General features: G+C 73.2%; 20 protein-coding genes. 14 read left to right on the forward strand and 6 right to left on the reverse strand.

The features are described from left to right. The first annotated feature begins 365 nt into the window (after positions 1–365). The 3 genes from xseA to NX801_RS02160 all read left to right on the forward strand — a co-directional run bounded on the left by xseA (position 366) and on the right by NX801_RS02160 (position 2,712). Positions 366–1,571, forward strand: coding sequence for an exodeoxyribonuclease VII large subunit (xseA, locus tag NX801_RS02150; protein ID WP_258784991.1), 1,206 nt, complete (start codon positions 366–368; stop codon positions 1,569–1,571). 116 nt (positions 1,572–1,687) lie between these two features. After that, a complete protein-coding gene (locus NX801_RS02155; protein ID WP_258784992.1) occupies positions 1,688–1,969 on the forward strand; it encodes an exodeoxyribonuclease VII small subunit in 282 nt (93 codons plus the stop codon). A gap of 152 nt (positions 1,970–2,121) precedes the next feature. Further along, entirely contained in the window at positions 2,122–2,712 is a 591-nt protein-coding gene (locus NX801_RS02160) for a malonic semialdehyde reductase (protein ID WP_258784993.1), read from the forward strand. Positions 2,713–2,870: 158 nt separating this feature from the next. Here NX801_RS02160 and NX801_RS02165 read toward each other — a convergent pair whose 3' ends face one another. After that, positions 2,871–3,473: a DUF4245 domain-containing protein gene (locus NX801_RS02165; protein ID WP_309505765.1), complete on the reverse strand. Its 603-nt coding sequence runs from the start codon at positions 3,471–3,473 to the stop codon at positions 2,871–2,873. A 126-nt stretch (positions 3,474–3,599) separates the two neighbouring features. Here NX801_RS02165 and glpX point away from each other — a divergent pair, with 126 nt between their 5' ends. Further along, a complete protein-coding gene (gene glpX, locus NX801_RS02170) occupies positions 3,600–4,631 on the forward strand; it encodes a class II fructose-bisphosphatase (protein ID WP_258784994.1) in 1,032 nt (343 codons plus the stop codon). 359 nt (positions 4,632–4,990) lie between these two features. On the opposite strand, the gene NX801_RS02175 is transcribed toward glpX, so the two are convergent. After that, positions 4,991–5,365, reverse strand: a complete 375-nt coding sequence (locus tag NX801_RS02175) for a WhiB family transcriptional regulator (protein ID WP_258784995.1) — start codon at positions 5,363–5,365, stop codon at positions 4,991–4,993. Positions 5,366–5,573: 208 nt separating this feature from the next. Further along, entirely contained in the window at positions 5,574–6,239 is a 666-nt protein-coding gene (locus NX801_RS02180; protein ID WP_258784996.1) for a DUF1707 SHOCT-like domain-containing protein, read from the reverse strand. Positions 6,240–6,962: 723 nt separating this feature from the next. Here NX801_RS02180 and NX801_RS02185 point away from each other — a divergent pair. Continuing rightward, positions 6,963–8,672, forward strand: coding sequence for a fumarate hydratase (locus NX801_RS02185; RefSeq protein WP_258784997.1), 1,710 nt, complete (start codon positions 6,963–6,965; stop codon positions 8,670–8,672). Positions 8,673–8,882: 210 nt separating this feature from the next. On the opposite strand, the gene NX801_RS02190 is transcribed toward NX801_RS02185, so the two are convergent. Next, a complete protein-coding gene (locus NX801_RS02190; protein ID WP_258784998.1) occupies positions 8,883–10,472 on the reverse strand; it encodes a ricin-type beta-trefoil lectin domain protein in 1,590 nt (529 codons plus the stop codon). A 108-nt stretch (positions 10,473–10,580) separates the two neighbouring features. Between NX801_RS02190 and NX801_RS02195 the strand changes: the two genes are divergently transcribed. The 3 genes from NX801_RS02195 to NX801_RS30955 all read left to right on the forward strand — a co-directional run bounded on the left by NX801_RS02195 (position 10,581) and on the right by NX801_RS30955 (position 15,770). Further along, positions 10,581–11,981 carry a class II fumarate hydratase gene (locus NX801_RS02195; RefSeq protein ID WP_258784999.1) on the forward strand — a complete coding sequence of 467 codons (1,401 nt, stop codon included), beginning with the start codon at positions 10,581–10,583 and terminating at the stop codon, positions 11,979–11,981. Between the two features lie 755 nt (positions 11,982–12,736). Then, complete coding sequence (gene fomD / locus NX801_RS02200; protein WP_258785228.1) at positions 12,737–13,357, forward strand: cytidylyl-2-hydroxypropylphosphonate hydrolase; 621 nt, start codon at positions 12,737–12,739, stop codon at positions 13,355–13,357. A gap of 325 nt (positions 13,358–13,682) precedes the next feature. Next, complete coding sequence (locus NX801_RS30955; RefSeq protein ID WP_428986037.1) at positions 13,683–15,770, forward strand: SpoIIE family protein phosphatase; 2,088 nt, start codon at positions 13,683–13,685, stop codon at positions 15,768–15,770. 404 nt (positions 15,771–16,174) lie between these two features. Here the strand turns inward: NX801_RS30955 and NX801_RS02210 are convergent, their stop codons facing one another. Continuing rightward, a complete protein-coding gene (locus NX801_RS02210) occupies positions 16,175–18,466 on the reverse strand; it encodes a transglycosylase domain-containing protein (protein ID WP_258785000.1) in 2,292 nt (763 codons plus the stop codon). Between the two features lie 362 nt (positions 18,467–18,828). Between NX801_RS02210 and NX801_RS02215 the strand changes: the two genes are divergently transcribed. Together NX801_RS02215 and NX801_RS30960 are read left to right on the forward strand one after the other, a co-directional pair. Continuing rightward, the gene (locus NX801_RS02215) at positions 18,829–19,773 is read left to right on the forward strand and encodes an SPFH domain-containing protein (protein ID WP_258785001.1); all 945 of its coding nucleotides are present in this window, start codon (positions 18,829–18,831) and stop codon (positions 19,771–19,773) included. Then, positions 19,770–20,174, forward strand: a complete 405-nt coding sequence (locus NX801_RS30960; protein ID WP_428986038.1) for a type II toxin-antitoxin system antitoxin — start codon at positions 19,770–19,772, stop codon at positions 20,172–20,174. The genes NX801_RS02215 and NX801_RS30960 overlap by 4 nt, the downstream gene beginning before the upstream one ends. A 166-nt stretch (positions 20,175–20,340) precedes the next feature. Here NX801_RS30960 and NX801_RS02230 read toward each other — a convergent pair whose 3' ends face one another. Continuing rightward, positions 20,341–21,294: a hydrogen peroxide-inducible genes activator gene (locus NX801_RS02230; protein ID WP_258785002.1), complete on the reverse strand. Its 954-nt coding sequence runs from the start codon at positions 21,292–21,294 to the stop codon at positions 20,341–20,343. A 175-nt stretch (positions 21,295–21,469) separates the two neighbouring features. Here NX801_RS02230 and NX801_RS02235 point away from each other — a divergent pair, with 175 nt between their 5' ends. The 4 genes from NX801_RS02235 (at position 21,470) to NX801_RS02250 (ending at position 24,740) form a co-directional block, all read left to right on the forward strand. Continuing rightward, on the forward strand, positions 21,470–22,024 hold the full coding sequence (locus NX801_RS02235) for a peroxiredoxin (RefSeq protein ID WP_258785003.1): 555 nt from the start codon (positions 21,470–21,472) through the stop codon (positions 22,022–22,024). Between the two features lie 2 nt (positions 22,025–22,026). Then, positions 22,027–22,560 carry an alkyl hydroperoxide reductase gene (locus NX801_RS02240; protein ID WP_258785004.1) on the forward strand — a complete coding sequence of 178 codons (534 nt, stop codon included), beginning with the start codon at positions 22,027–22,029 and terminating at the stop codon, positions 22,558–22,560. 375 nt (positions 22,561–22,935) lie between these two features. Further along, complete coding sequence (locus NX801_RS02245) at positions 22,936–23,742, forward strand: MerR family transcriptional regulator (protein WP_258785005.1); 807 nt, start codon at positions 22,936–22,938, stop codon at positions 23,740–23,742. Then, a complete protein-coding gene (locus NX801_RS02250) occupies positions 23,739–24,740 on the forward strand; it encodes a BtrH N-terminal domain-containing protein (protein WP_258785006.1) in 1,002 nt (333 codons plus the stop codon). Before NX801_RS02245 ends, NX801_RS02250 begins: the two co-directional genes overlap by 4 nt. The last annotated feature ends 131 nt before the right edge of the window (positions 24,741–24,871 follow it).

A 24,871-nucleotide genomic window follows, 5' to 3' on the forward strand; every position in this document is an offset into this window, starting at 1 on the left:
GACGTGGTGCCGGGGCAGACCGTACGGCTCCCGGCGCGCGGCGCCCGAGTCCGGGCCCGGAGCGCGGACCGTTCGCTGCCGGGGCGGCCGGCGGGCCCCGAGTCACCCGGGCCGGGGCGGTACGGCGCCGGGCCCGGCGGCCGGTGGCTGTCCCGGCGGCCCGGGCGGAGCCGGTGCGGAGCCGGACCCGGGGGCCGGGGGGGCGCACACGGGCCGGGGCGGGAGCCACGGGGTGCCGCAGGGCGGGGTGGTACGGCTCTCAGCACGCGGGCGCCCGGACCCGGCGGCCTGGGCCGGGCCCGGACGGCGACGGGGGCGTACCGGGCGCCGGGGTGGTGTCGGTGGGGGCGCGTACGCTCGCGGGCATGGCTCTTCACACGTCGCCCGAAGCCGCCCTGCCCGTCGGTGAGGTGTCCCGGCTGATCGGGGGCTGGATCGACCGGCTGGGCGCGGTCTGGGTGGAGGGGCAGATCACCCAGCTGTCCCGGCGGCCGGGGGCCGGGGTCGTCTTTCTGACGCTGCGGGACCCCTCGTACGACATCTCGGTCGGCGTCACCTGCTACCGCCAGGTCTTCGACGCGGTCGCGGATGTCGTCAGCGAGGGCGCCCGGGTGGTGGTGCACGCCAAGCCGGAGTGGTACGCGCCGCGCGGCCAGCTGTCGCTGCGGGCGGCGGAGATCCGGCCGGTCGGCATCGGGGAGCTGCTGGCCCGGCTGGAGCAGCTGAAGCGGACGCTCGGCCGGGAGGGGCTGTTCGCGGCCGAGCGGAAGCGGCCGCTGCCGTTTCTGCCGCAGCTGATCGGCCTGGTCTGCGGGCGGGCCTCGGCGGCCGAGCGGGATGTGCTGGAGAACGCCCGCCGCCGGTGGCCGGCCGTCCGGTTCGAGGTGCGGAACGTCCCGGTGCAGGGCGTCCACGCGGTGCCGCAGGTGGTGCGGGCAGTCCAGGAGCTGGACGGCCACGCCGGGGTGGACGTGATCATCGTGGCGCGCGGCGGCGGCAGCGTGGAGGACCTGCTGCCGTTCTCGGACGAGCAGCTGATCCGGGCGGTGGCGGACTGCCGTACCCCGGTCGTGTCGGCCATCGGCCATGAACCGGACGCCCCCCTGCTCGACCTGGTGGCCGATCTGCGCGCCTCCACCCCGACCGACGCGGCGAAGAAGGTCGTCCCCGATGTGGGCGAGGAGCTGGAGCGGGTGCGGCTGCTGCGGGACCGGGCGCTGCGCACCGTCCGGGGGGTGCTGGACCGGGAGGAGCGGGGGCTGGCGCACGCGCTGGCCCGGCCGGTGATGGAGCGGCCGGAGCGGATGGTGGCCGAGCGCGAGGCGGAGGTGGACGCACTGGTGGCGCGGAGCCGCCGGGTGCTGGGCCATCTGCTGGACCGGGCCGACTCCGAGCTGGCGCACACCCGCGCCCGGGTGGTGGCCCTCTCCCCCGCCGCGACCCTGGAGCGCGGCTACGCGGTGCTCCAGCGCCCGGACGGCGGGGTGGTGCGCTCCCCCGGCGAGGTCGTCCCGGAGCAGACGCTGCGGGCCCGGGTGGCGGAGGGCGAGTTCACGGTACGGGTGGACTGACCCGGATCGGACCCGGACCCGGACCCGTACACGGACCCATACACGGACCCGGACCCGGACAGGGACCCGGGTACGCCCCCGGGGAGGTGTCGTACGCCGCCCTTACTGTGGAGCCCATGGCAGCCAACACCACGGACGCGACGGATACGACAGCGGACACACACACGGACGCGGGTGCGGAGACGGCGCTCGGGTACGAGCAGGCGCGCGACGAGCTGATCGATGTCGTCCGCCGGCTGGAGGCGGGCGGCACCACGCTGGAGGAGTCGCTGGCCCTGTGGGAGCGGGGCGAGGAGCTGGCCAGGGTGTGCCGGCACTGGCTGGAGGGTGCCCGGGCCCGGCTGGACGCGGCGCTGGCGGCACCGGAGGAGGACGAAGGCGGCGCCGGGGAGGAATGAGACGGGGACACCCGGCGTTACGGAGGACAGCTTTACGGAGGACCCCTCCGTCTATGAGCTCAGTCACCCGGACCCCGGTTTAGTTGAAAGTTAACCAATCATGGGGGTACGGTGGAATCACTGCCCACCTGGCACCGTGAAAGGTATGAAGCATGTCCCTCGTTCTTGACCCCGCCGCCCAGGACCTCCTCTTCCGCGAGGCCCGGACCGCCAACGCGTTCACCGACGAGCCGGTGACCGACGAGCAGATGCAGGCGATCTACGACCTGGTCAAGTACGGGCCGACCGCCTTCAACCAGACGCCGCTGCGGGTCGTGCTGGTCCGTTCCGCCGAGGCCCGCGAGCGCCTGCTGCCGCACATGGCCGAGGGCAACCGCCCGAAGACCGCGAGCGCCCCGCTGGTGGCGATCCTGGCCGCGGACAACGAGTTCCACGAGGAGCTCCCGGCACTGTTCCCGCACTTCCCGCAGGCCAAGGACGTGTTCTTCGGCGAGCGCCCGGCCCGCGAGAACTCCGCCCTGCTGAACGCCGCCCTCCAGGCCGCGTACTTCATCGTGGGCGTCCGCGCCGCCGGCCTGGCCGCCGGCCCGATGACCGGCTTCGACCCGGCGGGCCTGCAGAAGGAGTTCCTGGACGGCGACCACACCCCCCTGATGGTCGTCAACATCGGCCGCCCGGCCGAGAACGCCTGGTTCCCGCGCAGCCCGCGGCTCGCCTACGACGACGTGATCAAGACCGTCTGACCCGGTCCGCCCGGCCGGGCGGACCCCATGGACCGGCGGCCCCGGACACCCAGCCCCCCTCGGTGTCCGGGGCCGTCGTCATGCGTATCCGTGTCGTGCGGAGCCGGGGCCAGGACCGGGGGCCAGGGGCCCGGATCACCGCCCGGCGTGGGCCGGGGTCACAGCCCGGCGGAAGCTGCGGGAGCCGGGAAGGCCGAGGACACCGGGGCCGCCGGGGCCGCCGGAGAGGCGGCCGGGGACGGCTTCCCGGTCTCCAGCGCCGCCGCCATCTCGGCGAGCCGGTCGGCCGACGCGGTGCCGGTCACCACGGTGGTGACGCCGTTCTCCCGGAGCACCAGGGCGTCGTACTTCGAGCCCTCGAAGTGCTGCCAGGCGCGTCCGCCCACCTGCCGGGTCTTCCCGGTGTCGGCCGCCTCGTGGGTGACCCGGGCGATGTACTTGGCCGGGGCCGCCGTGGACTGCTCCACCGCCACGTACTGGCGCTCCGGGGTGAGGAATCCGAGGTGCCAGGCGTCACCGCTCCGGCGCTTGTACGAGACCGAGGTCGGCGTCCACTCGCCGGGGAGGCCCTCCGGGGCGACCACCGGGTACGGGGCGGCGCGCTGGGCCGTCAGCAGCTCCACCCGGTAGTCCACCGGCTTGATCGGGTCCGCCGTGTCGTCGTGCGGGACGAAGAGATAGATCACGCCGGCCGCGGCGCAGATGACCGCCATCGACTGGAACATCCCGCGCACTGTCTGCTTGCCTCGCATACCTGCCACGTCCCTATGGTCGCATCAGGGCCCCCTGCTCATCCGTGGGCCCCTCTGCTCAATATGTCGACGTACCGATAGAGTCGTCAGCACCCTCATCACCACGGCCGTCGCCGTACAGAAAGGTGCGCCTCGATGACCGAGCACCACCTCCCGTCCGAACTCGAGGTCTCGCCGGAGGCCCCCGACCGCAACCTCGCCCTGGAGCTGGTACGGGTCACCGAGGCCGCCGCCATGGCAGCCGGCCGTTGGGTCGGCCGGGGCGACAAGAACGGCGCCGACGGCGCGGCGGTGAACGCCATGCGCACGCTCGTCTCGACCGTCTCGATGAACGGCGTGGTCGTCATCGGCGAGGGCGAGAAGGACGAGGCGCCCATGCTCTACAACGGCGAGCGCATCGGTGACGGCACCGGGGCCGAGGTGGACATCGCCGTGGACCCGATCGACGGCACCACGCTCAACGCCAAGGGCATGCCGAACGCCATCGCCGTACTGGCGGCCGCCGACCGGGGCACCATGTTCGACCCCTCGGCCGTCTTCTACATGGACAAGCTGGTCACCGGCCCGGAGGCCGCCGACTACGTGGACATCAACGCCCCGGTGGCGGTGAACATCCGCCGGGTGGCCAAGGCGAAGCACTCCTCCCCGGAGGACGTGACCGTGGTGATCCTGGACCGCCCCCGCCACGAGGGGATCGTCAAGGAGATCCGGGAGACCGGCGCCCGCATCAAGTTCATCTCCGACGGCGACGTGGCCGGCTCGATCATGGCCGTCCGCGAGGGCACCGGCGTCGATCTGCTGATGGGCATCGGCGGTACGCCCGAGGGCATCATCAGCGCCTGTGCGATCAAGTGCCTGGGCGGCGTGATCCAGGGCAAGCTGTGGCCCAAGGACGAGGACGAGCGCAACCGGGCGATCGAGGCGGGCCACGACCTGGACCGGGTGCTCTCCACCAACGACCTGGTCGGTGGCGAGAACGTGTTCTTCGTCGCCACCGGCATCACCGACGGCGAGCTGCTGCGCGGGGTCCGGTACCGCGCCGAGACCGCGACCACCCAGTCGCTGGTGATGCGCTCGAAGTCCGGCACCATCCGGCAGATCGACTCCACGCACCGGCTGTCCAAGCTGCGCGCCTACAGCAAGATCGACTTCGACCGGGCGAAGTAGCGTCCGCACCCGGGCCGCCGCTGAGCAGGAACGATCCTGCGGGCGGTCCGGGCGGTCACGCCGTTCGCCCGACGCCCGGCGCGCGACCCGGGAGGTCCGGACGGCCGGTCAGCCGGCTGCCCGGCGCGCGGCCCGGGCGGTGGCACGGAAACGGAAGGGGCGCCCCGCCTGCCGTGGCGGGGCGCCCCTTCCGTGTGATCGGCTGTTCCGTGATCGGCCGTTCGGCGAGTGGCCGTCCCGTACCCGGCCGTCCCGCGAGGCGACCGCCCCGTACCCGCGTACGGATCGGTCCGGCGGGTTCGCCCGACAGATGGGTCCGGCGGGTCGGTCGAGCGGTCAGGCGGGCGGTGCCCGGGTCGTCAGCCGGCCGCCGCTATCTGGGCGCCCGACGAGGCCGCCTTCTTCAGCTCCACCTCCCGGCGCCGCCGCCGGGCGAGCACCACCCGGCGCTCGGCCGCCGTGAGGCCGCCCCAGACCCCGTACGGCTCCGGCTGGAGCAGCGCGTGCTCGCGGCACTCGATCATGACCGGGCAGCGGGCGCAGACCCGCTTGGCGGCCTCTTCCCGCGCCAGCCGGGCGGCCGTCGGCTCCTTGGAGGGGGCGAAGAACAACCCCGCTTCGTCCCGGCGGCAGACCGCTTCCGTGTGCCAGGGCCCGTCCTGGTCCTCGCGCGGGGGGACGCGCTGGGCCGGTGCGGCGGCGGCCTGGAGGGGCTGATGCGGCAGTTGCAGCACGGTCTACTCCTGACGACGGCTTCGCGAGTGAGCGAGAGGCGATGCAGCAAGCCTTACCCGCTGTGCGTGCGCCTATGCCGTGCGTGGCCCCGCGTCCCGGTGCGCGGGGGCGCGGGTGGCCGGAAATCGACCGCGCGCCCGGCTCCGGCGCCGTCCCCCGCGCCCCGGAGGGCCCCCCGGGGTCAAGTGCGCCGGGCGGAGCGGTGGTTCAGCCGCCGAGGTGCTTGCGCATCCGGGCGTGCAGGTCCGCGATGAGCTTGCCGCGCCGGGGGCGGGCGTCGACGCTGCCGAAGACCGCCCAGCCGTTGACCACCACCACCGGCGCCTCCGGGTCGGCGGCCTCCAGGTTCCGCACGTCGAAGCTGCCGAAGACCCCGGTGCCGTTGCCGCGCAGCGAGATGTTCTCCGGGACCCGGATGTCCACGCTGCCGAAGACGGAGGTGGCGCTGATGGTGGTCAGGCGCTGGGTGAAGAGCGCCTCGGTGAGATCGATCTCGACGCTGCCGAAGAGCGAGAAGGCGTGGGTCCTGCGGCCGATCCGCCAGCGGCCCTTCCGGGTGGTGGCGGAGAAGACGGCGACCAGCTTCTCGGCCGGCTCCCCCGTCCCCTCGGGCAGGTTCCACCGCTGGGGCCCGGGCTCGCGGGCCGGAGCGGCGGCGGGGAGGTCCCGGACGAGGGGTTCGAGCTCCCCCACGGTCTTGGCGCGGTACACGGCGTCGATCCGCTCCCCGTGCTCCTGCGCGTCGAGCCGCCCCTCGGCCAGGGCGTCCCGCAGGATGTCCGCGACGCGATCCCGGTCGGCGTCCGAGGCCCGGAGGGAGCCGCCGGGCCCTGCGGGGGCGGCGGAGTGCGGAGGCTGCTTTTCGAGGTCCACGGAAGCAGCCTAGCGAAACGCGATAGATCGCGACCAGGGGACGTACGGCGGCCCTTCGCGCCCGCGCCCCCCGTCCCATGGCCCAGTCGCACCCATCCGCCCTCTGCCTCGCCGGCCGCCTCGCCGGCCGGCGACGGAGCCGTACGACGGCGCACGGAGCACATGGACGGAAGGTGCCGCCGGCGGAGCAGTACCGGAGACCGGGCCGGGCGCCGGACCGGGCCGGGAAACGGAGCCGGACCGGCCGCCGAACCGGGCCCGGCCGGAAGACCCCGGCGGTACAGCCGGGGCGGGTGAGGAACCCGGCCAGAGAAGCCGCCCACGGCCGGCCGCCGGGGGTGTACCGCCGGGACCGGCCGTGGAACCGGACCCGGCCGACGGAGGCATACCCCGTGGTCGGGGCCGGTCGACGGGGGCGTATCGCAGAACCGCGCCGGAGAACCAGGACGGATCGGTCCGGGCCGGCCGCCCGGGGCAGTGTGACCGGGCCGGGAGGGCGCCGGACCGGCCGGGGCGCGCTCTCGAACCGGGCCGGAGAACCACGCCGAACCGGGTGGAACCCGGCCGTCCCGGGCGTACCGCGCGGCGGGACATACCGCACGGACCCGGTGGGCGACAAGTGAGCCTGACCTTACCCGGATGGGCGAAAGCGCCCGTTCTACGCTGGGGAACGCGCCGCCAAAGGGGGCGGTGCCGCTGTCCGGCCCGTGAGGATTGACCGTCATGCCCGCTGAGTCCCGTCCGTCCCAGCCTGAGTTCGCGTACACCGATCTGCTCCCCCTGGGGGAGGACACCACGCCCTACCGGCTGGTGACCGCCGAGGGCGTCTCCACCTTCGAGGCCGGCGGCCGTACGTTCCTCCAGGTCGAGCCGGAGGCGCTGCGGACCCTGGCGGCCGAGGCGATCCACGACATCCAGCACTATCTGCGCCCGGCCCACCTGGCGCAGCTGCGGCGGATCATCGACGACCCGGAGGCGTCGTCCAACGACAAGTTCGTCGCGCTCGACCTGCTGAAGAACGCCAACATCGCCGCCGCCGGGGTGCTCCCGATGTGCCAGGACACCGGCACCGCGATCGTCATGGGCAAGCGCGGGCAGCACGTGCTGACCTCCGGCGAGGACGAGAAGGCGCTCTCCCGGGGCATCCACGACGCGTACACCCGGCTCAACCTGCGCTACTCGCAGATGGCTCCGCTCACCATGTGGGAGGAGAAGAACACCGGCACCAACCTGCCGGCCCAGATCGAGCTGTACGCCACCGACGGCGGCGCGTACAAGTTCCTGTTCATGGCCAAGGGCGGCGGCTCGGCCAACAAGTCGTTCCTGTACCAGGAGACCAAGGCGGTCCTCAACGAGGCCTCGCTGATGAAGTTCCTGGAGGAGAAGATCCGCTCGCTCGGTACGGCCGCCTGCCCGCCGTACCACCTGGCGATCGTGGTCGGCGGCACCAGCGCCGAGTTCGCGCTGAAGACCGCGAAGTACGCCTCCGCCCACTACCTGGACGCACTGCCGGGCCAGGGCTCGGAGCTGGGCCACGGCTTCCGGGACGAGGAGCTGGAGAAGAAGGTCTTCGAGCTGACCCAGAGGATCGGTATCGGCGCCCAGTTCGGCGGTAAGTACTTCTGCCACGACGTCCGGGTGGTGCGGCTCCCCCGGCACGGCGCCTCGCTGCCGGTGGCGATCGCCGTCTCCTGCTCGGCCGACCGCCAGGCCGTCGCGAAGATCACCGCCGAGGGCGTCTTCCTGGAGCAGCTGGAGACCGACCCGGCGCGCTTCCTGCCCGACACCACCGACGAGCAGCTGGAGCAGGGCGGCGGGGGCGAGGCGGCCGGGGACGTGGTGCGGATCGACCTCAACCGGCCGATGGACGAGATCCTCGCCGAGCTGACCCGGCACCCGGTCAAGACCCGGCTCTCGCTGAGCGGCCCGCTGGTGGTGGCGCGGGACATCGCGCACGCCAAGATCAAGGAGCGGCTGGACGCGGGCGAGGAGATGCCGGGCTACCTCAAGGACCACCCGGTCTACTACGCGGGCCCGGCCAAGACGCCCGAGGGGTACGCCTCCGGTTCCTTCGGCCCGACCACGGCCGGGCGGATGGACTCGTACGTCGAGCAGTTCCAGGCGGCGGGCGGCTCCAAGGTCATGCTGGCCAAGGGCAACCGCTCCCAGCAGGTCACCGACGCCTGCGGGGCGCACGGCGGCTTCTACCTGGGCTCGATCGGCGGTCCGGCCGCCCGGCTGGCGCAGGACTGCATCAAGAAGGTCGAGGTCCTGGAGTACCCGGAGCTCGGCATGGAGGCGGTCTGGAAGATCGAGGTCGAGGACTTCCCGGCGTTCATCGTGGTGGACGACAAGGGCAACGACTTCTTCCAGGACCCGGCGCCCGCCCCCACCTTCACCTCCATCCCGGTCCGGGGCCCGGGACTCGGCTGACCCCCGCCGGGCGGGGACCGGGTCCGGCTGATCCCTGGTGGGCCCGGGCCCCGGCCGTCCGGATGGGCGGCCCGAACCCGGGGCCCGGCTGACGACCCTGGCGCCCGGTCCCAGGGCCTTGGCCGACGGTCCGGGGCTCGGCGCGCCGGGCCCCGGAGCCGCCCGCCGCCGATGACGCCCCGAGCCGGGAGGCCCGGCGGCGCGGCGCGGTCAGGCGAACCGCTGGGCCGGGGTGCCGTCGCAGGGGCGGAGGCGGGCCGGGTCCTGGGCGGCGGCCAGCGTGACGCAGAGGCCGGTCGCGGCGGCGGGGCGCAGGGTGCCGGCGTCCCGGACGAAGCGCTGGTTGGCCGCGCCGGAGCACTTCCACACGACGAGCGCGGCGCCCGGTTCGTACTTCGCGCCCGGCACGTCCAGGCAGCGGTCATGGGTGAGTTCGGTGATCAGCGTCTGCCGGGCGGTGTCGTACCACCAGCCCTGGTTCCGGCCGCCCTGGCAGGCCCAGCCGCCGACCGCCGTGCCGTTCCGGCTCACCGCGCCGGTCACGTCCAGGCAGCTCCCGGTGGCGGCGTTGCGCAGGGGCGCGAACCGGTCGTCCCAGGCGCCCGGCACCAGGACCGGGGAGCCGGTGGTGGCGGGGTCGGCGCAACTGCCCTCGGTCAGCCCGGAGTCGTACAGCTGGGTCAGGCAGGAGGCGAAGGCGCCGTGGCCGCCGGCGTTCGGGTGGAAGGACTGGCGGACCGAGTTCTCGTCCGGCAGCCCCGGCTTGGTCACGTCGACGTAGAGCCCGCGCGCCCAGGGCTGCTCCTGGCACACCTCGCGGCCGTGGAAGAGCCGGGAGTTGTCGAGGTAGGCCGCCCCGGCGCCGGCCGCCGCCCGGCGCAGCCCGCGCTCGAAGGCGGGCACGGCGGTGTCCCGGCCCCAGACGGTGTCGGAGTCGTAGCCCATGCCGCCGCAGATCAGCTTGCCGGGGAACTTCGGGTTGTCGCGGAAGTCGGGGCCGATCGGGCTGGGGTAGCTCATCAGGACGAGCCGGTAGTCGCCGTCGGCGTATCCGGCGTCCCGCATCACGGTCCGCAGATCGCGCAGGGTGCCCTCGATCTTGGGGACCAGGGCGTCGACCCGGGCCTGCCAGCCGCCCGCGTACTTGGGCTCGCAGGGGCCCTGGAGGGTGAGGTAGCGGATCACGCAGTCGGTCATCACCGGGCCGAACTGGAGGTCGTCGTTGGCCCCGGCGACCAGCAGCACCAGCTTGATCCGGGTGTTGCGCGCCTTGACGGCGAGGTTGTCGCTCTGGACCAGCTCGTCGGCGTACTGCTTCGTCCCGCCGATCCGGATGTTGGCGCTGTTCGCACCGGAGCAGGCGACGTTGTACGTGACGTCGGCGGGGATCCCGGTGCGGTGGACGGCGGCCTGGGGCGAGCGGTGGCACCAGTTGCCGGGGCGGTTGGTGGCCGGGTCGTAGCTGCCGACGCCCTCGCCCGAAATCTCGCTGTCGCCCAGCGATATCAGGCCGGTCTTCCGCTCGGCGAGCGGCCGCTCGGCCGGGCTCCCGTAGAGCGCGGTGGCCTCGGCGGCCCGGATCGCCTCCAGCTCCGGCGGCAGCGGGGTGGCGGCGGTGCGGGCGGCGGACCGCGCGGCGCCGGGGGCGGTCGCGACGGCCGAGGTGACCGGGACGCCGGTGGCCGGCGCGGTTCCGGCGGCGGTCGCGGGTACGGTGGCGGCAGCCGTCCCGGCGAGCGCCGCGGCGAGCACGGCCACGGCCGCGGCCATCCGGCGCGGCCTGGTTCTGGTGCGCGTCATTGCGCCTCCTGAAAGGTGGGGTTACCCACGGTATTTACTGGCCGGTACGGCGCTTGGGAACGGCCCGAACAAGACAAGTGCTCCAGCTGCCAGGAGGTTTGGACGAACATGAGCGACACGAGCGAGTTCCGGATCGAGCACGACTCCATGGGCGAGGTGCGGGTTCCGGCACACGCCAAGTGGCGGGCCCAGACCCAGCGGGCGGTGGAGAACTTCCCGGTCTCCGGGCAGCGGCTGGAGCGCGCCCACATCGAGGCCCTGGCCCGGATCAAGGCCGCCGCCGCCAAGGTCAACGCCGAGCTGGGCGTGCTCGACAAGGAGGTGGCCGAGGCCGTCCAGGAGGCGGCGGCCGAGGTGGCCGAGGGGCGCTGGGACGACCACTTCCCGGTCGACGTCTTCCAGACCGGTTCGGGCACCTCGTCCAACATGAACACCAATGAGGTGCTGGCCACGCTGGCCGGGGAGCGGCTGGGGAAGCCGGGCGCCGTCCACCCCAACGACCATGTGAACGCCTCGCAGTCCTCCAACGACGTCTTCCCGTCCTCCATCCACATCGCCGCCACCGCCGCCGTCACCGGTGACCTGGTGCCGGCCCTGGAGCACCTGGCCGGGTCGCTGGAGCGGAAGTCGGCCGAGTTCGCCGAGGTGGTGAAGTCCGGGCGCACCCATCTGATGGACGCCACCCCGGTCACCCTGGGCCAGGAGTTCGGCGGTTACGCGGCGCAGATCCGGTACGGCGTGGAGCGGCTGCGCGCCTCGCTCCCCCGGCTCGCGGAACTGCCGCTCGGCGGCACGGCGGTGGGCACCGGCATCAACACCCCGCCCGGTTTCTCGGCCGCCGTCATCGCGGAGGTGGCCCGGACCACCGGACTGCCGCTGACCGAGGCGCGCGACCACTTCGAGGCGCAGGGCGCGCGGGACGGGCTGGTCGAGACCTCCGGCCAGCTGCGCACCATCGCGGTCTCGCTGACGAAGATCGCCAACGATCTGCGCTGGATGTCCTCGGGCCCGCGCACCGGTCTCGCCGAGATCAACCTGCCGGACCTGCAGCCCGGTTCCTCGATCATGCCGGGCAAGGTCAACCCGGTCATCCCGGAGGCGGTGCTGATGGTGGCCGCCCAGGTGACCGGAAACGACACCACGGTCGCGGTGGCGGGCGCGGCGGGCAACTTCGAGCTGAACGTGATGCTGCCGGTCATCGCCAAGAACCTGCTGGAGTCGGTCCGGCTGCTGGCCAACGCCGCCCGGCTGCTGGCCGACCGCACGGTGGACGGCATCACCGCCAACGCGGAGCGGGCCCGGGAGTACGCCGAGTCCTCGCCGTCCGTCGTCACCCCGCTCAACAAGTACATCGGCTACGAGGAGGCGGCGAAGGTCGCCAAGAAGTCGCTGGCCGAGCGGCGGACCATCCGCGAAGTGGTTCTGGACGGCGGCTATGTGGAGCGCGGCGACCTGACGCTGGAGCAGCTGGACGAGGCGCTCGACGTGCTGCGGATGACCCGGCCCTGATCCCGGCCGCACCCCGGCACCCCCTGGCCCCGGCGCCGTTGCCCCCGCCGGGGTACGGCTCCGGTGGCCGGTGCACGGCCCCTGTACGGCTCCGGTGGCCGGTGCACGGCCCCTGTACGGCTCCGGTGGCCGGTGCACGGCCCCCTGTACGGCTCCGGTGGCCGGTACGGGGCCCTGTACGGGCTCCGGTGGCCGGTACGGCCCGGCCCTCCCCGGCCCCGTGACCCGCGTCGCGGCGGCGCCGGCCGGGGGCGACCTAAGATCTGCGCATGACAGCCGGGACCACGGGGAGCAGCGGAAAGGGCACCGGGCGCGCGCCCGCACCGGTCGGCGCACCGCCGCGCGCGGGCGCGGAACGGACCGACTCGGGCGCGCGGGCGGCGGATCCGGGCGCCGAACGCAACAACTCGGGCGCGCGGCGCCCGGATTCGCGCACGGACCGGCCGGATCCGCGCACGGACCGGACCGGACCGGGCGCGTACGGCACCGAGGCGGGGGCCGTACGGGCGGACCCCGGCGTCCCGGCAGCGCGGCCGGGCACCGGACGGACCGGCCGCGCGCCGGAGGTGCCGGGACAGTCGCCGGAGGCGCCGGGGCGGCAGGCGGGGACAGCCGGACGGACGGCAGCGGGGACGGGGACGGCCGGCCGGACGGCGGCGGCGGCAGCAGCGGCAGCGGCAGCAGCAGCAGCCGGGAGTGCCGGACGAACGCCGACGGCGACGGGGGCGGCCGGACGCTGGGCGCCCGGCACCCCGATCCTCTGGCGGTACCGGGACAACGCCGGCGGCGGGTTCCACATCTGCCGCCCGGTCACCGTCGTCCAGGACACCGAGGAGCTGCTCGCGGTCTGGATGGCGCCCGGCACCGAGTGCGTCAAGCCCGTGCTGGCCGACGGCACCCCGGTCCATCTGGAGCCGCTCCCCACCCGCTACACGGCGCCCCGCACCACCCTGCGCACCCGCTGGACCGGCACCGGGGTGCTGAAGCTGGCGCGCCCCGGGGAGCCCTGGTCGGTGTGGCTGTTCTGGGCCGCGGGCTGGGAGTTCCGCAACTGGTACGTCAATCTGGAGGAGCCGGGGGTCCGTTGGCCGGGCGGTGTGGACTCGCTCGACCACTTCCTGGACATCTCGGTGGCCCCGGACCGCAGCTGGCGCTGGCTGGACGAGGACGAGTTCGCCCAGGCCCGGGCCGACGGCCTGGTCGATCCCGCCCGGGCCCGCCGGGTGCGGGCCGCCGGGGAAGCGGCGCTGGAGGTCGTACGGGCGTGGGGCTCACCGTTCGCCGACGGCTGGGAGCGGTGGCGGCCGGACCCGGGCTGGCCGGTGCCGTCGCTGCCCGCCGACTGGGATCGGGCCCCGGAACGGCCTGCTCCGTGAGACCCTTGAAGTGTCCCCGGGGCGCGACCGTAGGATCGCCCCCGTCCTTCCCGGAAGACGCTTCCCGGAGACCGGAGAACCGGACGCCCGGCGCCCGCCGGCCGCCGGGGGTCCGCGAGACGACCCGCACCATGTGGCCATCCTGTGACCGACCAGCACTGAGCACGGAAAACGAACTGACCGTAAGTCATCAGGAAAGGGGTTGGGCGGTGTCCGATGTGTGCCCGAATCCCTCATCCTTTGTCAAAGCCGGCCCCGGAGCGGGTATAGCGCCTGACAGAGCGATCGCCTCGCCCCACCGGCCCGGACGGACGGAATCCCACGCGTGACGGAGCATCCCACCTCCCACGATGGCCGGCAGCCCCTCGCTGCCCGGCCGCAGGAGCGCACCAGGCCGCGGCAGGAGGCGCCCCCGGCGCCCGCCGTGCCGGGCGCTCCCGCGCCCGCGCCGGGTCCCGGCCCGGGTGGGGGCCGGCGCGACGCGGGACGGCCGGCGGCGGCAGCCGGCCCCGGAGCCGAACCGGTCGCGGCGACCGGTGGAGCGCCCGGCGCGGCGACCGGTGACGGCGGGACCGCCGGGGCACCGGCCGGTCCGCCCGGTCAGGCCGGGGCGCCCGGTCCCCTCGGAGCCGTACCGGCGCAGTCCGGGCCCGGGCCGCAGGAACCGGCCGGGACGGCCCGGCGGGAGGGCGACCGGCTGCGTTTCGTGGGCGCGGCCACCCGGCGGATCGCCCGGGGCATAGACCTGGACGAGATCGTGCTGGGCCTCTGCCGGGCCACCGTGCCGACCTTCTCCGACGCCATCCTGGTCTACCTCCGCGACCCGCTGCCAGTGGGCGACGAGCGGCCGGTGGCGCCGTTCGTGCTGCGGCTGCGCCGGACCGACCGGCTGCGTTTAATGACCCCCGACACCGCGCCGGCCGCCGCCCCCGGCGGCCCCGAGGCGGACTTCGGCACGGTCGGCCCGGTGCTCGGCCTGGAGAGCGAGCCGGGGCCGGCGGCCGAGTTGTGCGAGGTGCGGCCCGGCGGCGCGCTCGCCGAGGTGCTGCGCGGGGTGCGCCCGGTCTTCGGAGACTCGGCGGCGGCCCGCGCGGCGCTGCCCGAGCTGCTCGGGGACGGCCGCGCGGTGCCGTCCGGGCACCGGGCCATTCTCGCCCCGCTGCGCGGCCGGCGGCGGGTGATCGGCGCGGCCGTCTTCCTGCGCCGTCCGGACCGGCCGCCGTTCGAGCCCAACGACCTGCTGGTCGCCGCCCAGCTGGCCACCCACACCGCGCTCGGCATCGACAAGGCGGTGCTCTACGGGCGGGAGGCGTACATCGCGGACGAGCTCCAGCGCACCATGCTGCCGGAGAATCTGCCGCAGCCGACCGGGGTCCGGCTCGCCGTGCGCTATCTCCCGGCCGCCGAGACCGCCCGGGTCGGCGGCGACTGGTACGACGCGGTGCCGCTGCCCGGCAGCCGGGTCGCCCTGGTGGTGGGCGATGTGATGGGCCACTCGATGACCTCGGCCGCCATCATGGGCCAGCTGCGCACCACCGCGCAGACCCTGGCCAGTCTCGATCTGCCGCCCCAGGAGGTGCTGCACCACCTGGACGAGCAGGCCCAGCGGCTGGGCGAGAACCGGATGGCGACCTGCCTGTACGCGGTCTACGACCCGGTGTCGCACCGGATCACCATCGCCAACGCGGGCCACCCGCCACCGATCCTCCTCCACCTCGGCGGCCGGGCCGAGGTGCTGCGGGTGCCGCCGGGCGCGCCGATCGGGGTGGGCGGCGTGGACTTCGAGGCGGTCGAGCTGGACGCCCCGGCCGGCGCCACCCTGCTGCTCTACACCGACGGCCTGGTGGAGTCGCGGCTGCGGGACGTGTGGACCGGGATAGAGCAGCTGCGCGAGCGGCTGGCCACCACCGCCCAGCTGACCGGCCCGGACCACTCGCCGCCGCTGGAGGCGCTCTGCGACGACGTGCTGGACATGCTGGGCCCGGGGGACCGCGACGACGACATCGCGCTGCTGGCCGCCCGGTTCGACGGGATCGCGCCGAGCGACGTCGCCTACTGGTTCCTGGAACCGGAGGACGCGGCCCCGGGCCGGGCCCGCAGGCTGGCCCGCCGGGCGCTGGCCCGCTGGAACCTGGAGGAGCTGACCGACAGCGTGGAGCTGCTGATCAGCGAGGTCGTCACCAACGCGGTCCGGTACGCGGAGCGCCCGGTCACCCTGCGGCTGCTCCGTACCGACGTGCTGCGCTGCGAGGTCGGCGACGACTCGCCCCAGCTGCCCCGGCAGCGCCGCGCCCGGGACACCGACGAGGGCGGGCGCGGGCTCTTCCTGGTCAACCGGCTGGCCCGGCGGTGGGGCGCGACCCGGCTCTCCACCGGCAAGGTGGTCTGGTTCGAGCTGCCCACCCGGGTCTGAGGGACGGGCGCGGGCGGGGCGGGAGACCGGGGCACCCCGGAGACCGGGGCCTCCGGGAGACCGGGACGTGCGGAAGACCCCGGCCTCCAGGAGCCCGGGGCGTACGGGAGGCCGGGGCGTACGCGGCCGGAGCCGTACGACGACGGGATGGTACGAAGACGGGGCCGGACCCTTCGGTGGGTCCGGCCCCGTTCCGCTGCCCGGCCGGCGTTCCGGCCGGTGCCGCGGCAGGCGTCGTACGGCTCCGGTCACGGCCCTCCCGGGCGCCGTACGGGCTCCGGGGGCGTACCTCCGGGCCCGTCACGGCTTCCGGACGCCGTACGGCTCCGGAGACGGTCCTCCGGGCGCCGTGCCCGGCCCAGTCGCCGTACGGCCCCGGGAACGGCCGCCCCGGTGCCGTACGGCTACGGCTGCGGCTGCAGCAGCCCCGGCTTGCCGGGCTTGCCGGCGGTTCCGCCGTCGTCCTCGCCCGGGTCGCCCGTGTCACCGCCGGGACCGCCCGGGTCGGGGTCCGAGTGGCTGGGCGACGGGGAGGACGGCGAGTGACTCGGGCTGGACGGCGTGCTCGGGCTGTGGCTCGGGCTGGTGGTGGTCCGGCTCGGCGAGGGGCTGTGCGACACCGAGGGGCTGGGCGAGGTGTCCGGCTTGTCACTGCTGCGGCTGGGTGACGGCGAGGTCGACGCGGAGCCCTCGGACGGCTCCTCCGGGCCGCGCGCGGCCTGGCCCCAGGCGCTGTCCGGGACCTCCAGGTCGAACTCCCCGCCGGAGCCCACCGCGTCCTCGGTGTAGTCGGCCCAGATCCGGGCCGGGAAGCCACCGCCGTTGGCCCGGCCGGAGTTGGCGGTGCCGGTGAGGCTGACCTGCTCGCCCTTGGGGCCCTCGCCGAAGAGCGCCACCACGGTGGTGAGCTCCGGCGTGTACCCGGCGAACCAGGCCGACTTGTTGTTCTCCGAGGTGCCGGTCTTCCCGGCCGCCTGGTACGACGAGGAGGCGGCGGCCCGGCCGGAACCCTCGGCCACCACGCCGGTGAGCACCTTGGTGACGGCGTCGGCGGTGTCCCGGCTGACGGCCTGGTCCCCGACCGGGTCGCGGAGCTGGGGCACCCGGTCCTTGTGCTCGGCGGACCTCACGATGCTCGGGGTGACCTTCTTGCCGTGGTTGTCCAGGGTGGCGTACGCCCCGGCCATGTCCCAGGTGGAGGCGTTCATGGTGCCCAGTGACATCGCGGGCCCGGTGCCGAAGCCCTCGCCGTCCTTCAGGCCGAGCGACAGCGCGGTCTTCTTGGCCTTCTCCGCGCCGACGTCCACCAGCATCTGGGCGTAGACGGAGTTGACCGACTTGTTGGTGGCCTCCTGGACGCTGATCGGGCCGTAGCTCACATCGTCCTCGTTCTGCGGGGCGAAGTGGGCGTCGATGCCCTTGACCGGGCGCTGGCTGGTGCCGTCGTAGGAGGTGTTGATGCCTATCCGGCGGCCGTCCTGGGTGGTCGACTCGTTCTCCAGGGCGGAGGCGAAGACCAGCGGCTTGAAGGTGGAGGCCGGCTGGTAGTCGCGGCGGGTGGCGTTGGAGACGTAGTGCTGGGTGGCACCGGCGCCGCCGTACATCGCGACCACCCGGCCGGTCTTCGGGTCGACGGAGGTGGCGCCCGCCTGCACGGTGGCGTCGACCTTGTTCTTCTTGCGGTCGAGCCGGTCCTCCAGCTCCTTGTCGACCGCCTCGGTCAGCTCCTTCTGCCGCTTCTCGTCGATGCTGAGGGTGATGTCCCAGCCTCCGGCGTCGATGTCGGCCTCGCTGACGCCCTGCTGCTGGAGCTCCTTCTTCGCCGCCTCGACCAGATAGCCGGTCTGGCCGTCCATGCCGGGCGCGGGCTTCGGCTTGTGCGGCACCGGGAACTTCAGCCCGGCCCGCTCGCCGCGGTCGAGCCAGCCCTCCCCGACCATGTTGTCCAGTACGTAGTTCCAGCGCTGGGCGACCAGCTTGCGGCTGGTGGGCGAGGCGGTGGTCCAGTCGTACTGGGTGGGGGCCTGGAGCAGCGCGGCCAGGTAGGCGCCCTGGGCCACGTTCAGCTTCTCCGCGTCGACGCCGTAGTACGCCTGGGCGGCGGCCTGGATGCCGTACGCGTTCCGGCCGTAGTAGCTGGTGTTGATGTAGCCGGCGAGGATCTCGTTCTTGCTCATCCGCTGGTCGACCTTGAGCGAGATCACCAGTTCCTTGAGCTTGCGGGTGGCCGTCTGGCTCTGGTCCAGGTAGTAGTTCTTGACGTACTGCTGGGTGATGGTCGAGCCGCCCTGCTTGCCCCGGCCGGCGAGGGTGTTGAACACCCCTCGGGCGGTGCCCTTGAAGTCCACGCCGTTGTCCTCGTAGAAGGACTTGTTCTCGGCCGCGACGAAGGTGTGCTGTACGGGCTTCGGGATCTTGTCGAGGGCGATGATCTCCCGGTTGACCTCACCGGTGCGGGCGAGGATCTTGCCGTTGGCGTACCGGTAGACGTTGCTCTGCATGGTCGCCTGGGCGTTGGCCGTGGGGACCGGCACCATCAGGTAGATCACGTAGAAGGTGCCCATGGCGAGCAGGCAGAGGCCGAAGAAGGCGCCCAGCAGCTTCTTCCAGGTGAAGAAGCGGCGTATGCCCGTGCCCTCTCTGTCCGCCCGGCGCGCATCGCGCTGCCGGGCCCGTCGCGCTTCCGCTCGGCCCATCGCTCCGTCGCTCCGCTCGTCAGTCTCGTACGCGCCCGCACTCGTGCTCGTACTCGTGGTCGTGGCTCGTGTTCATGGAACGCGATCGTGGTTCGGCCGGTCAGCCGGTCAGTCAGCCAGTCCGTCGGATTGCCGTCTCTCCGTACGACCGGATTGCCGTACGGCCAGATCAGCTCAGCAAAGTAGCACCGCCAGGGTCGACAAAGGCCGTCGGATCGACTCTTTCCGGACGTGACAATCAGCACCCACCCCCGAATGAACCGACTCCTCAGGGGTGCGTGAGGTTGCGGGAGGAGTTAAAGTGATATCACTTTGCTAGAGGCGGCCGGACCGCGGCCGCCCGGGGAATGACGGGGTGCTCCATGTCCACGACCAGCACGAACACATCCACCGACGCGCCGGACACGCCCGACATGCCGAAGCCGCGTGTGACGGAATTCGCTGCGCAGAGCATCAGCGGCGGACTGGCGCTGCTGCTCGGCCTGGTGGGTCTGGCGGCCGGAATCGGCCTGGTGCTCGCGGGCGCCGCCGCCTCCGCGACGGGCGTCAAGGCCGGCCTCATCGTGGCCGGGATCCTCATCGGCCTGGCCGCCTTCCTCGCCATGTGCGGACTGAACATGGTGGCGCCGGGCGAGGCGCGGGTGGTCCAGCTCTTCGGCCGCTACCGGGGCACCATCCGGGAGGACGGGCTGCGCTGGGTCAACCCCTTCACCTCGCGGGAGAAGATCTCGACCCGGGTGCGCAACCACGAGACCGCCGTACTGAAGGTGAACGACGCCTACGGCAACCCGATCGAGCTGGCCGCGGTGGTCGTCTGGCGGGTGGAGGACACCGCCCAGGCCAGGTTCGAGGTGGACGACTTCCTGGAGTTCGTCTCCACCCAGACCGAGGCGGCCGTCCGGCACATCGCGATCGAGTACCCGTACGACGCCCACGAGGAGGGCGGTCTGTCGCTGCGCGGCAACGCCGAGGAGATCACCGAGAAGCTCGCCGCCGAACTGCACGCCCGGGTGGAGGCGGCCGGTGTGCACATCATCGAGTCCCGCTTCACGCACCTCGCCTACGCCCCGGAGATCGCCTCCGCGATGCTCCAGCGGCAGCAGGCGGGCGCGGTGGTGGCCGCCCGCCGGCAGATCGTGGACGGCGCGGTCGGGATGGTCGAGGCGGCGCTGGAGCGGCTCACCGAGCGGGAGATCGTGGAGCTGGACTCGGAGCGCAAGGCCGCGATGGTCTCCAACCTGATGGTGGTGCTCTGCGGCGACCGCGCGGCCCAGCCGGTGCTGAACACGGGCACCCTGTACCAGTGACCGAACAACGGCCGCGCAAGCAGGTGTTGCTGCGCCTGGACCCGGTGGTCCACGAGGCGCTGGCCCGCTGGGCGTCCGACGAGCTGCGCAGCGCCAACGCGCAGATCGAGTTCCTGCTGCGCAAGGCGCTCACCGACGCCGGGCGGCTGTCCTCGGCCCCCGGCCCGCTCCCCCGGCGCGGCCGGCCCCCCAAGGCCGGGGAGCCGCCCCGGGCCGACCCGCGGGGCCGCCCCGCACCGGGCTCCGCACCGGGTCCCGGGCCGGGCCTCCCGCCGGGCCCCGCGCCGGGCACGGGCCGGGAGCCCCCGCCCGGACCGGCCCGGCCCGAACGGCCGGACGCCCCGCCGCACGGGGCCGGCCCCGGTGGCGGCCCGCCCGGGGCGCGCGGCGGCGACGCCTGAGACCCGAGCCCCGGGGGCGTACGCGATCCGGGTCCGGGTGTACGTGCCGGGCCCGGGGCGTACGCGTCCCGGGCCCGGCACGCACATAAGCGGGTACGGCGGCACAGCCCGTACGCCACCGGTACACCCCCGGTACGACGGCGGTACGCCCCCCCCGGCGCGGCCGCTACCCGGACACCGGCGTGACCGGCAGTTCCGCCAGCGCCTCCCGCAGGGCGGCGGCCAGTGCGGTGAACTCCGCCTGGCGGGCCGCCCCGGTCCGCATGGCCAGCGCGATCCGGCGGGAGGGCGCCGGGTCGGCGAAGCGGCCGGTCATCAGTCCGGGGTCGCGCCCGGTCTCCACCCGCACGGCGGTGCGCGGCAGCAGGGTGGCGCCGAGGCCGCCCGCCACCAGCTGGACCAGCGTGGCGAGCCCGGCCGCCGTCGTGGTGACCGGGGCGCCCTCCGCGCGCCCCGCCTCCCGGCAGATGTCCAGTGCCTGGTCGCGCAGGCAGTGCCCCTCGTCGAGCAGCAGCAGCGGCAGCTCCCGCAGCGCCTCGCGCGGAATGTCCTGCCGCCCGGCCAGCTCGTGGTCGCCCGGCAGGACCAGGACGAAGTCCTCCTCGAAGAGGGGCAGTTCGGTGACGCCCGGCATCCCGAGCGGCACCGCGAGCAGCAGCAGGTCCAGCCGTCCGGCGGCGAGCCCCTCCAGCAGCGAGGCGGTCTGCTCCTCGTGCACCTGGAGGTCCAGCGCGGGATAGCGGTCCCGGACCAGGCGCAGCACGGCGGGCAGCAGATAGGGCGCCACGGTCGGGATCACCCCGAGGCGCAGCACCCCGGTGAAGGGCGCCCGGGCGGCCTCGGCCTCCTCCAGCAACTCCCCCACCGCCTCCAGCACCGCCCGGGTCCGGGCGGCCACCCGCTCACCGGCGGGCGAGAGCAGCACCTTGCGTGTCGTACGCTCGACCAGCTGGACACCGAGTGCCTCTTCGAGCGCCGAAACCGCGCCCGAGAGGGCCGGCTGGCTCATCCCGATGGCCGCGGCGGCGTCCCGGAAGTGCAGATGCTCGGCCACCGCGGCGAAGGCCCGGAGCTGGGCGAGGCTGGGCTGCTTGCCGTTGTACTGGGTGTACGGGGACACCGTTCCTCCCGTCGTCGGTCACGACCGTCCATGGCGATGATCGACTGATAAGCCTGGCCAATCAACGCGAGCCAGTCTAGCTATTTCACTGATCAATGCACTCCGTGCCACGATGGGCGCTGTCCAACCCCCAATGGGAGATCTTGACCGGACCTCCCTTCTGCAAGGAGAGCGCGTGCTCACTGTCGGTGACCAGTTCCCCACATACGACCTGACCGCCTGTGTGTCGCTGGAGAGCGGCAAGGAGTTCGAGCAGATCAACCACAAGTCCTACGAGGGCAAGTGGCGCGTGGTGTTCTTCTGGCCGAAGGACTTCACCTTCGTCTGCCCCACCGAGATCGCCGCCTTCGGCAAGCTGAACGACGAGTTCGCCGACCGCGACGCCCAGATCCTCGGCGCCTCGGGCGACTCCGAGTTCGTGCACCACGCCTGGCGCAAGGACCACGCCGACCTGCGTGACCTGCCCTTCCCGATGCTCGCCGACTCGAAGCACGACCTGATGCGCGAGTGCGGCGTCGAGGGTGCCGACGGCTTCGCCCAGCGCGCCGTCTTCATCGTGGACCCGAACAACGAGATCCAGTTCACCATGGTGACCGCCGGCTCCGTCGGCCGTAACCCCAAGGAGGTCCTGCGGGTGCTGGACGCCCTGCAGACCGACGAGCTGTGCCCGTGCAACTGGAAGAGCGGCGACGAGACCCTCGACCCGGTCGCGCTGCTGGCCGGTGAGTGACCATGGCCCTCGATGAGCTGAAGTCCGCCGTCCCGGACTACGCCAAGGACCTGAAGCTCAACCTGGGCTCGGTCATCGGCAACAGCGACCTCCCGCAGCAGCAGCTGTGGGGCACGGTCCTGGCGTGCGCGATCGCCTCCCGGTCGCCGAAGGTGCTGCGCGAGCTGGAGCCCGAGGCGAAGGCGAACCTCTCGCCCGAGGCGTACCAGGCCGCCAAGGCCGCCGCCGCGATCATGGCGATGAACAACGTCTTCTACCGGACCCGCCACCTCCTCTCCGACCCGGAGTACGGCAACCTGCGGGCCGGTCTGCGGATGAACGTCATCGGCAACCCGGGCGTCGAGAAGGTCGACTTCGAGCTGTGGTCGCTCGCGGTCTCCGCGATCAACGGCTGCGGCATGTGCCTCGACTCGCACGAGCAGGTGCTGCGCAAGGCCGGCGTGGAGCGCGAGGCGATCCAGGAGGCCGTCAAGATCGCCGCGGTGATCCAGGCGGTCGGCGCCACGGTCGACGCCGAGGCCGTCCTCGCGGAGTAGTCCCCCCGGAACCAGGAGCCCGGCCCCCTCGGGCCCGGGAACCAAGAGCGGTGGGGGTCACCGGCACCACGCCGGCGACCCCCACCGCTCTTTCCGTCCCCCCGAGGCATCCGCGCCGAGCCCCCGGCCGCGCGAGACCGGCCCCGGCGCGGCCGGCACGTTCCGGCACATTCCTCGACGCCACGGCGCCGCCTCGTGCAGGATCGGACGAGGAGGGCGACACCGTCCTTGCCACCGGTTCGGCATCACCCCACGGTGCCCTGCCGGGGACTGTGCCCACACAGTCGAAACGACGGCGGCGAATAGGGCGTCCTTGAGCCGGCCCATTGGCTCAGCGCTGGACTCTCCCACGGTGGGAGGGTCCCGCATGAGGGCGTGCAAGACGCACTTCTCACCATCGGGCGCTTCGCTCGCCTGTGTCGCCTCAGCGTGAAGCAGCTACGACACTACGACGACACGGGGCTGCTGGCTCCCGTCCGCGTGGACTCCGGCTCTGGCTACCGCTATTACGCACCCGAACAGGCGCGTGATGCCCTGACCATCGCCCTGCTGCGCGAGATGGATCTTCCCCTGGCCGTGATCGCCCAGGCACTGGCTGCCGGGCCCGAGCGCAGGGCAGGGATCCTGCGTGCCGAGCGGGACCGGCTGGCCGAACGGATCAGCCGATACCAGGCCCGGCTGGAGATGCTGGAGCGGCTGGCAGAGGGCGGCCTGCCCGGCTATGAGGTGAGGCTCGGCAGGGAGCCGGAGCGACGGCTGGCGGTGGTGCGGGCGGTCTGCTCTCCCGCAGGGATCGGAGCGGGGGTCGAGGAGTGTATGGGCCGGCTCCTGCCCCTGCTCGGCACGAGGGCAATCGCATGGGAGCCGCCGCTGTGGGGGCTGTACCCGCTGGACCTGGAAGAGCGGATGGAGGTCGCCGTCGGAGCGCAGACCCCGCAGGGGGAAGGCGTGCCCGGCCCGGAATTCGAGGTGCTGCCCGGTGGACTCGTTGCCGAGACCACGCACCTCGGGTCCTACGGGCAACTTCCCTTGGCCTACAACGCGCTCTTCGCCGCCATCCATGAGCGCGGACTACGCCCGCGAGCCCCCGTACGCGAGGCGTATCTCGTCGGACCGGCGGAGACACCGCAAGAAGAACTGATGACCCGACTGGTCATCCCCGTCCAGGAGAGCACGGCATGACCACGGTCCCAGACATCGATGCCCGCGGCACGCAGCACTGCGAGACGACGGCCCTGGGGGTGTTGCTGCGACACCAGGGACTTGATCTGTCCGAGCCCATGCTGTTCGGCCTCGGCTCCGGTCTGTCCTTCATCTACTGGGACAGCAAGAACATGGACTTCCCCTTTCTCGGGGGACGGGTCAAGCCCTTCGGCCTGACCCGCAACCTGGCCCCCAGGCTCGGGCTGGAACTCCTGATCCAGGAGACCTCGTCCCCGCGCAGGGCATGGGACACCGCGGTGACCTCCATTGACGCCGGTCACCCCGTCGGACTCCAGCTCGACAGCTACTACCTGGACTACTTCGACTCGAAGATCCACTTCGGTGGGCACGTCGTCGCCATGTACGGCTACGACGATCACAAGGCCTACCTGGTGGACACCGACCAGCAAGGCGGAGCGGTCTCCACGAGCCTGACCAGCCTCGCCCAGGCCAGGGCCGCCCGAGGCCCGATGACCGCCAGGCACCGGTCCTTCACTCTCACCGCCCCCGAAAACCTGCCCGCCCCACATGCGCAGATCGTCCCCGCCATCACCGCCTGCGCCGATGCCTTTCTCAACCCGCCGATCGCCAACCTGGGCCACCGCGGCATCGAGAAGGCCGGCAAACTGGTACGCACATGGCTCCAGCGCACCGACGACTCACAGCGGGACCTGCCACGGGCCGCCCTGCTGATGGAGAAGGCCGGCACCGGCGGCGCTCTGTTCCGCAACCTCTACCGCGACTTCCTCGCCGAATGCGCCGATCTGTTCAGCAGCGGTCATCTGCGCACCGGCCACACGCTGTACACCGAGGCGGCCATCCTGTGGACGGAAGTGGCGGCACTGATCAAGAAGGCTGGTGAATCGGGCGACGCGCAGTGCCTCGTCCAGGCCGGCTCGGTCCTTGGCGATCTCTCACGTGTAGAGCGCGAGGCGATGCGAGCACTGAGCCGCCTGGGGAACGAGACCCCAGCGTGATCCAGCCCTGACAGCCTTCACACAACCGTCGCGGTCGGGGCGGAGAGTGGCTGCCGAGTTCTCCACGGGCATCACGGCAGACATGAGGGGCACAGCGCTTCTCCTCGCCGGACGAACCCCCCGGGGCAGTC

The sequence above is a fragment of the Streptomyces pyxinae genome (assembly GCF_024756275.1).
Taxonomy (GTDB): Bacteria; Actinomycetota; Actinomycetes; order Streptomycetales; family Streptomycetaceae; genus Streptomyces; species Streptomyces pyxinae.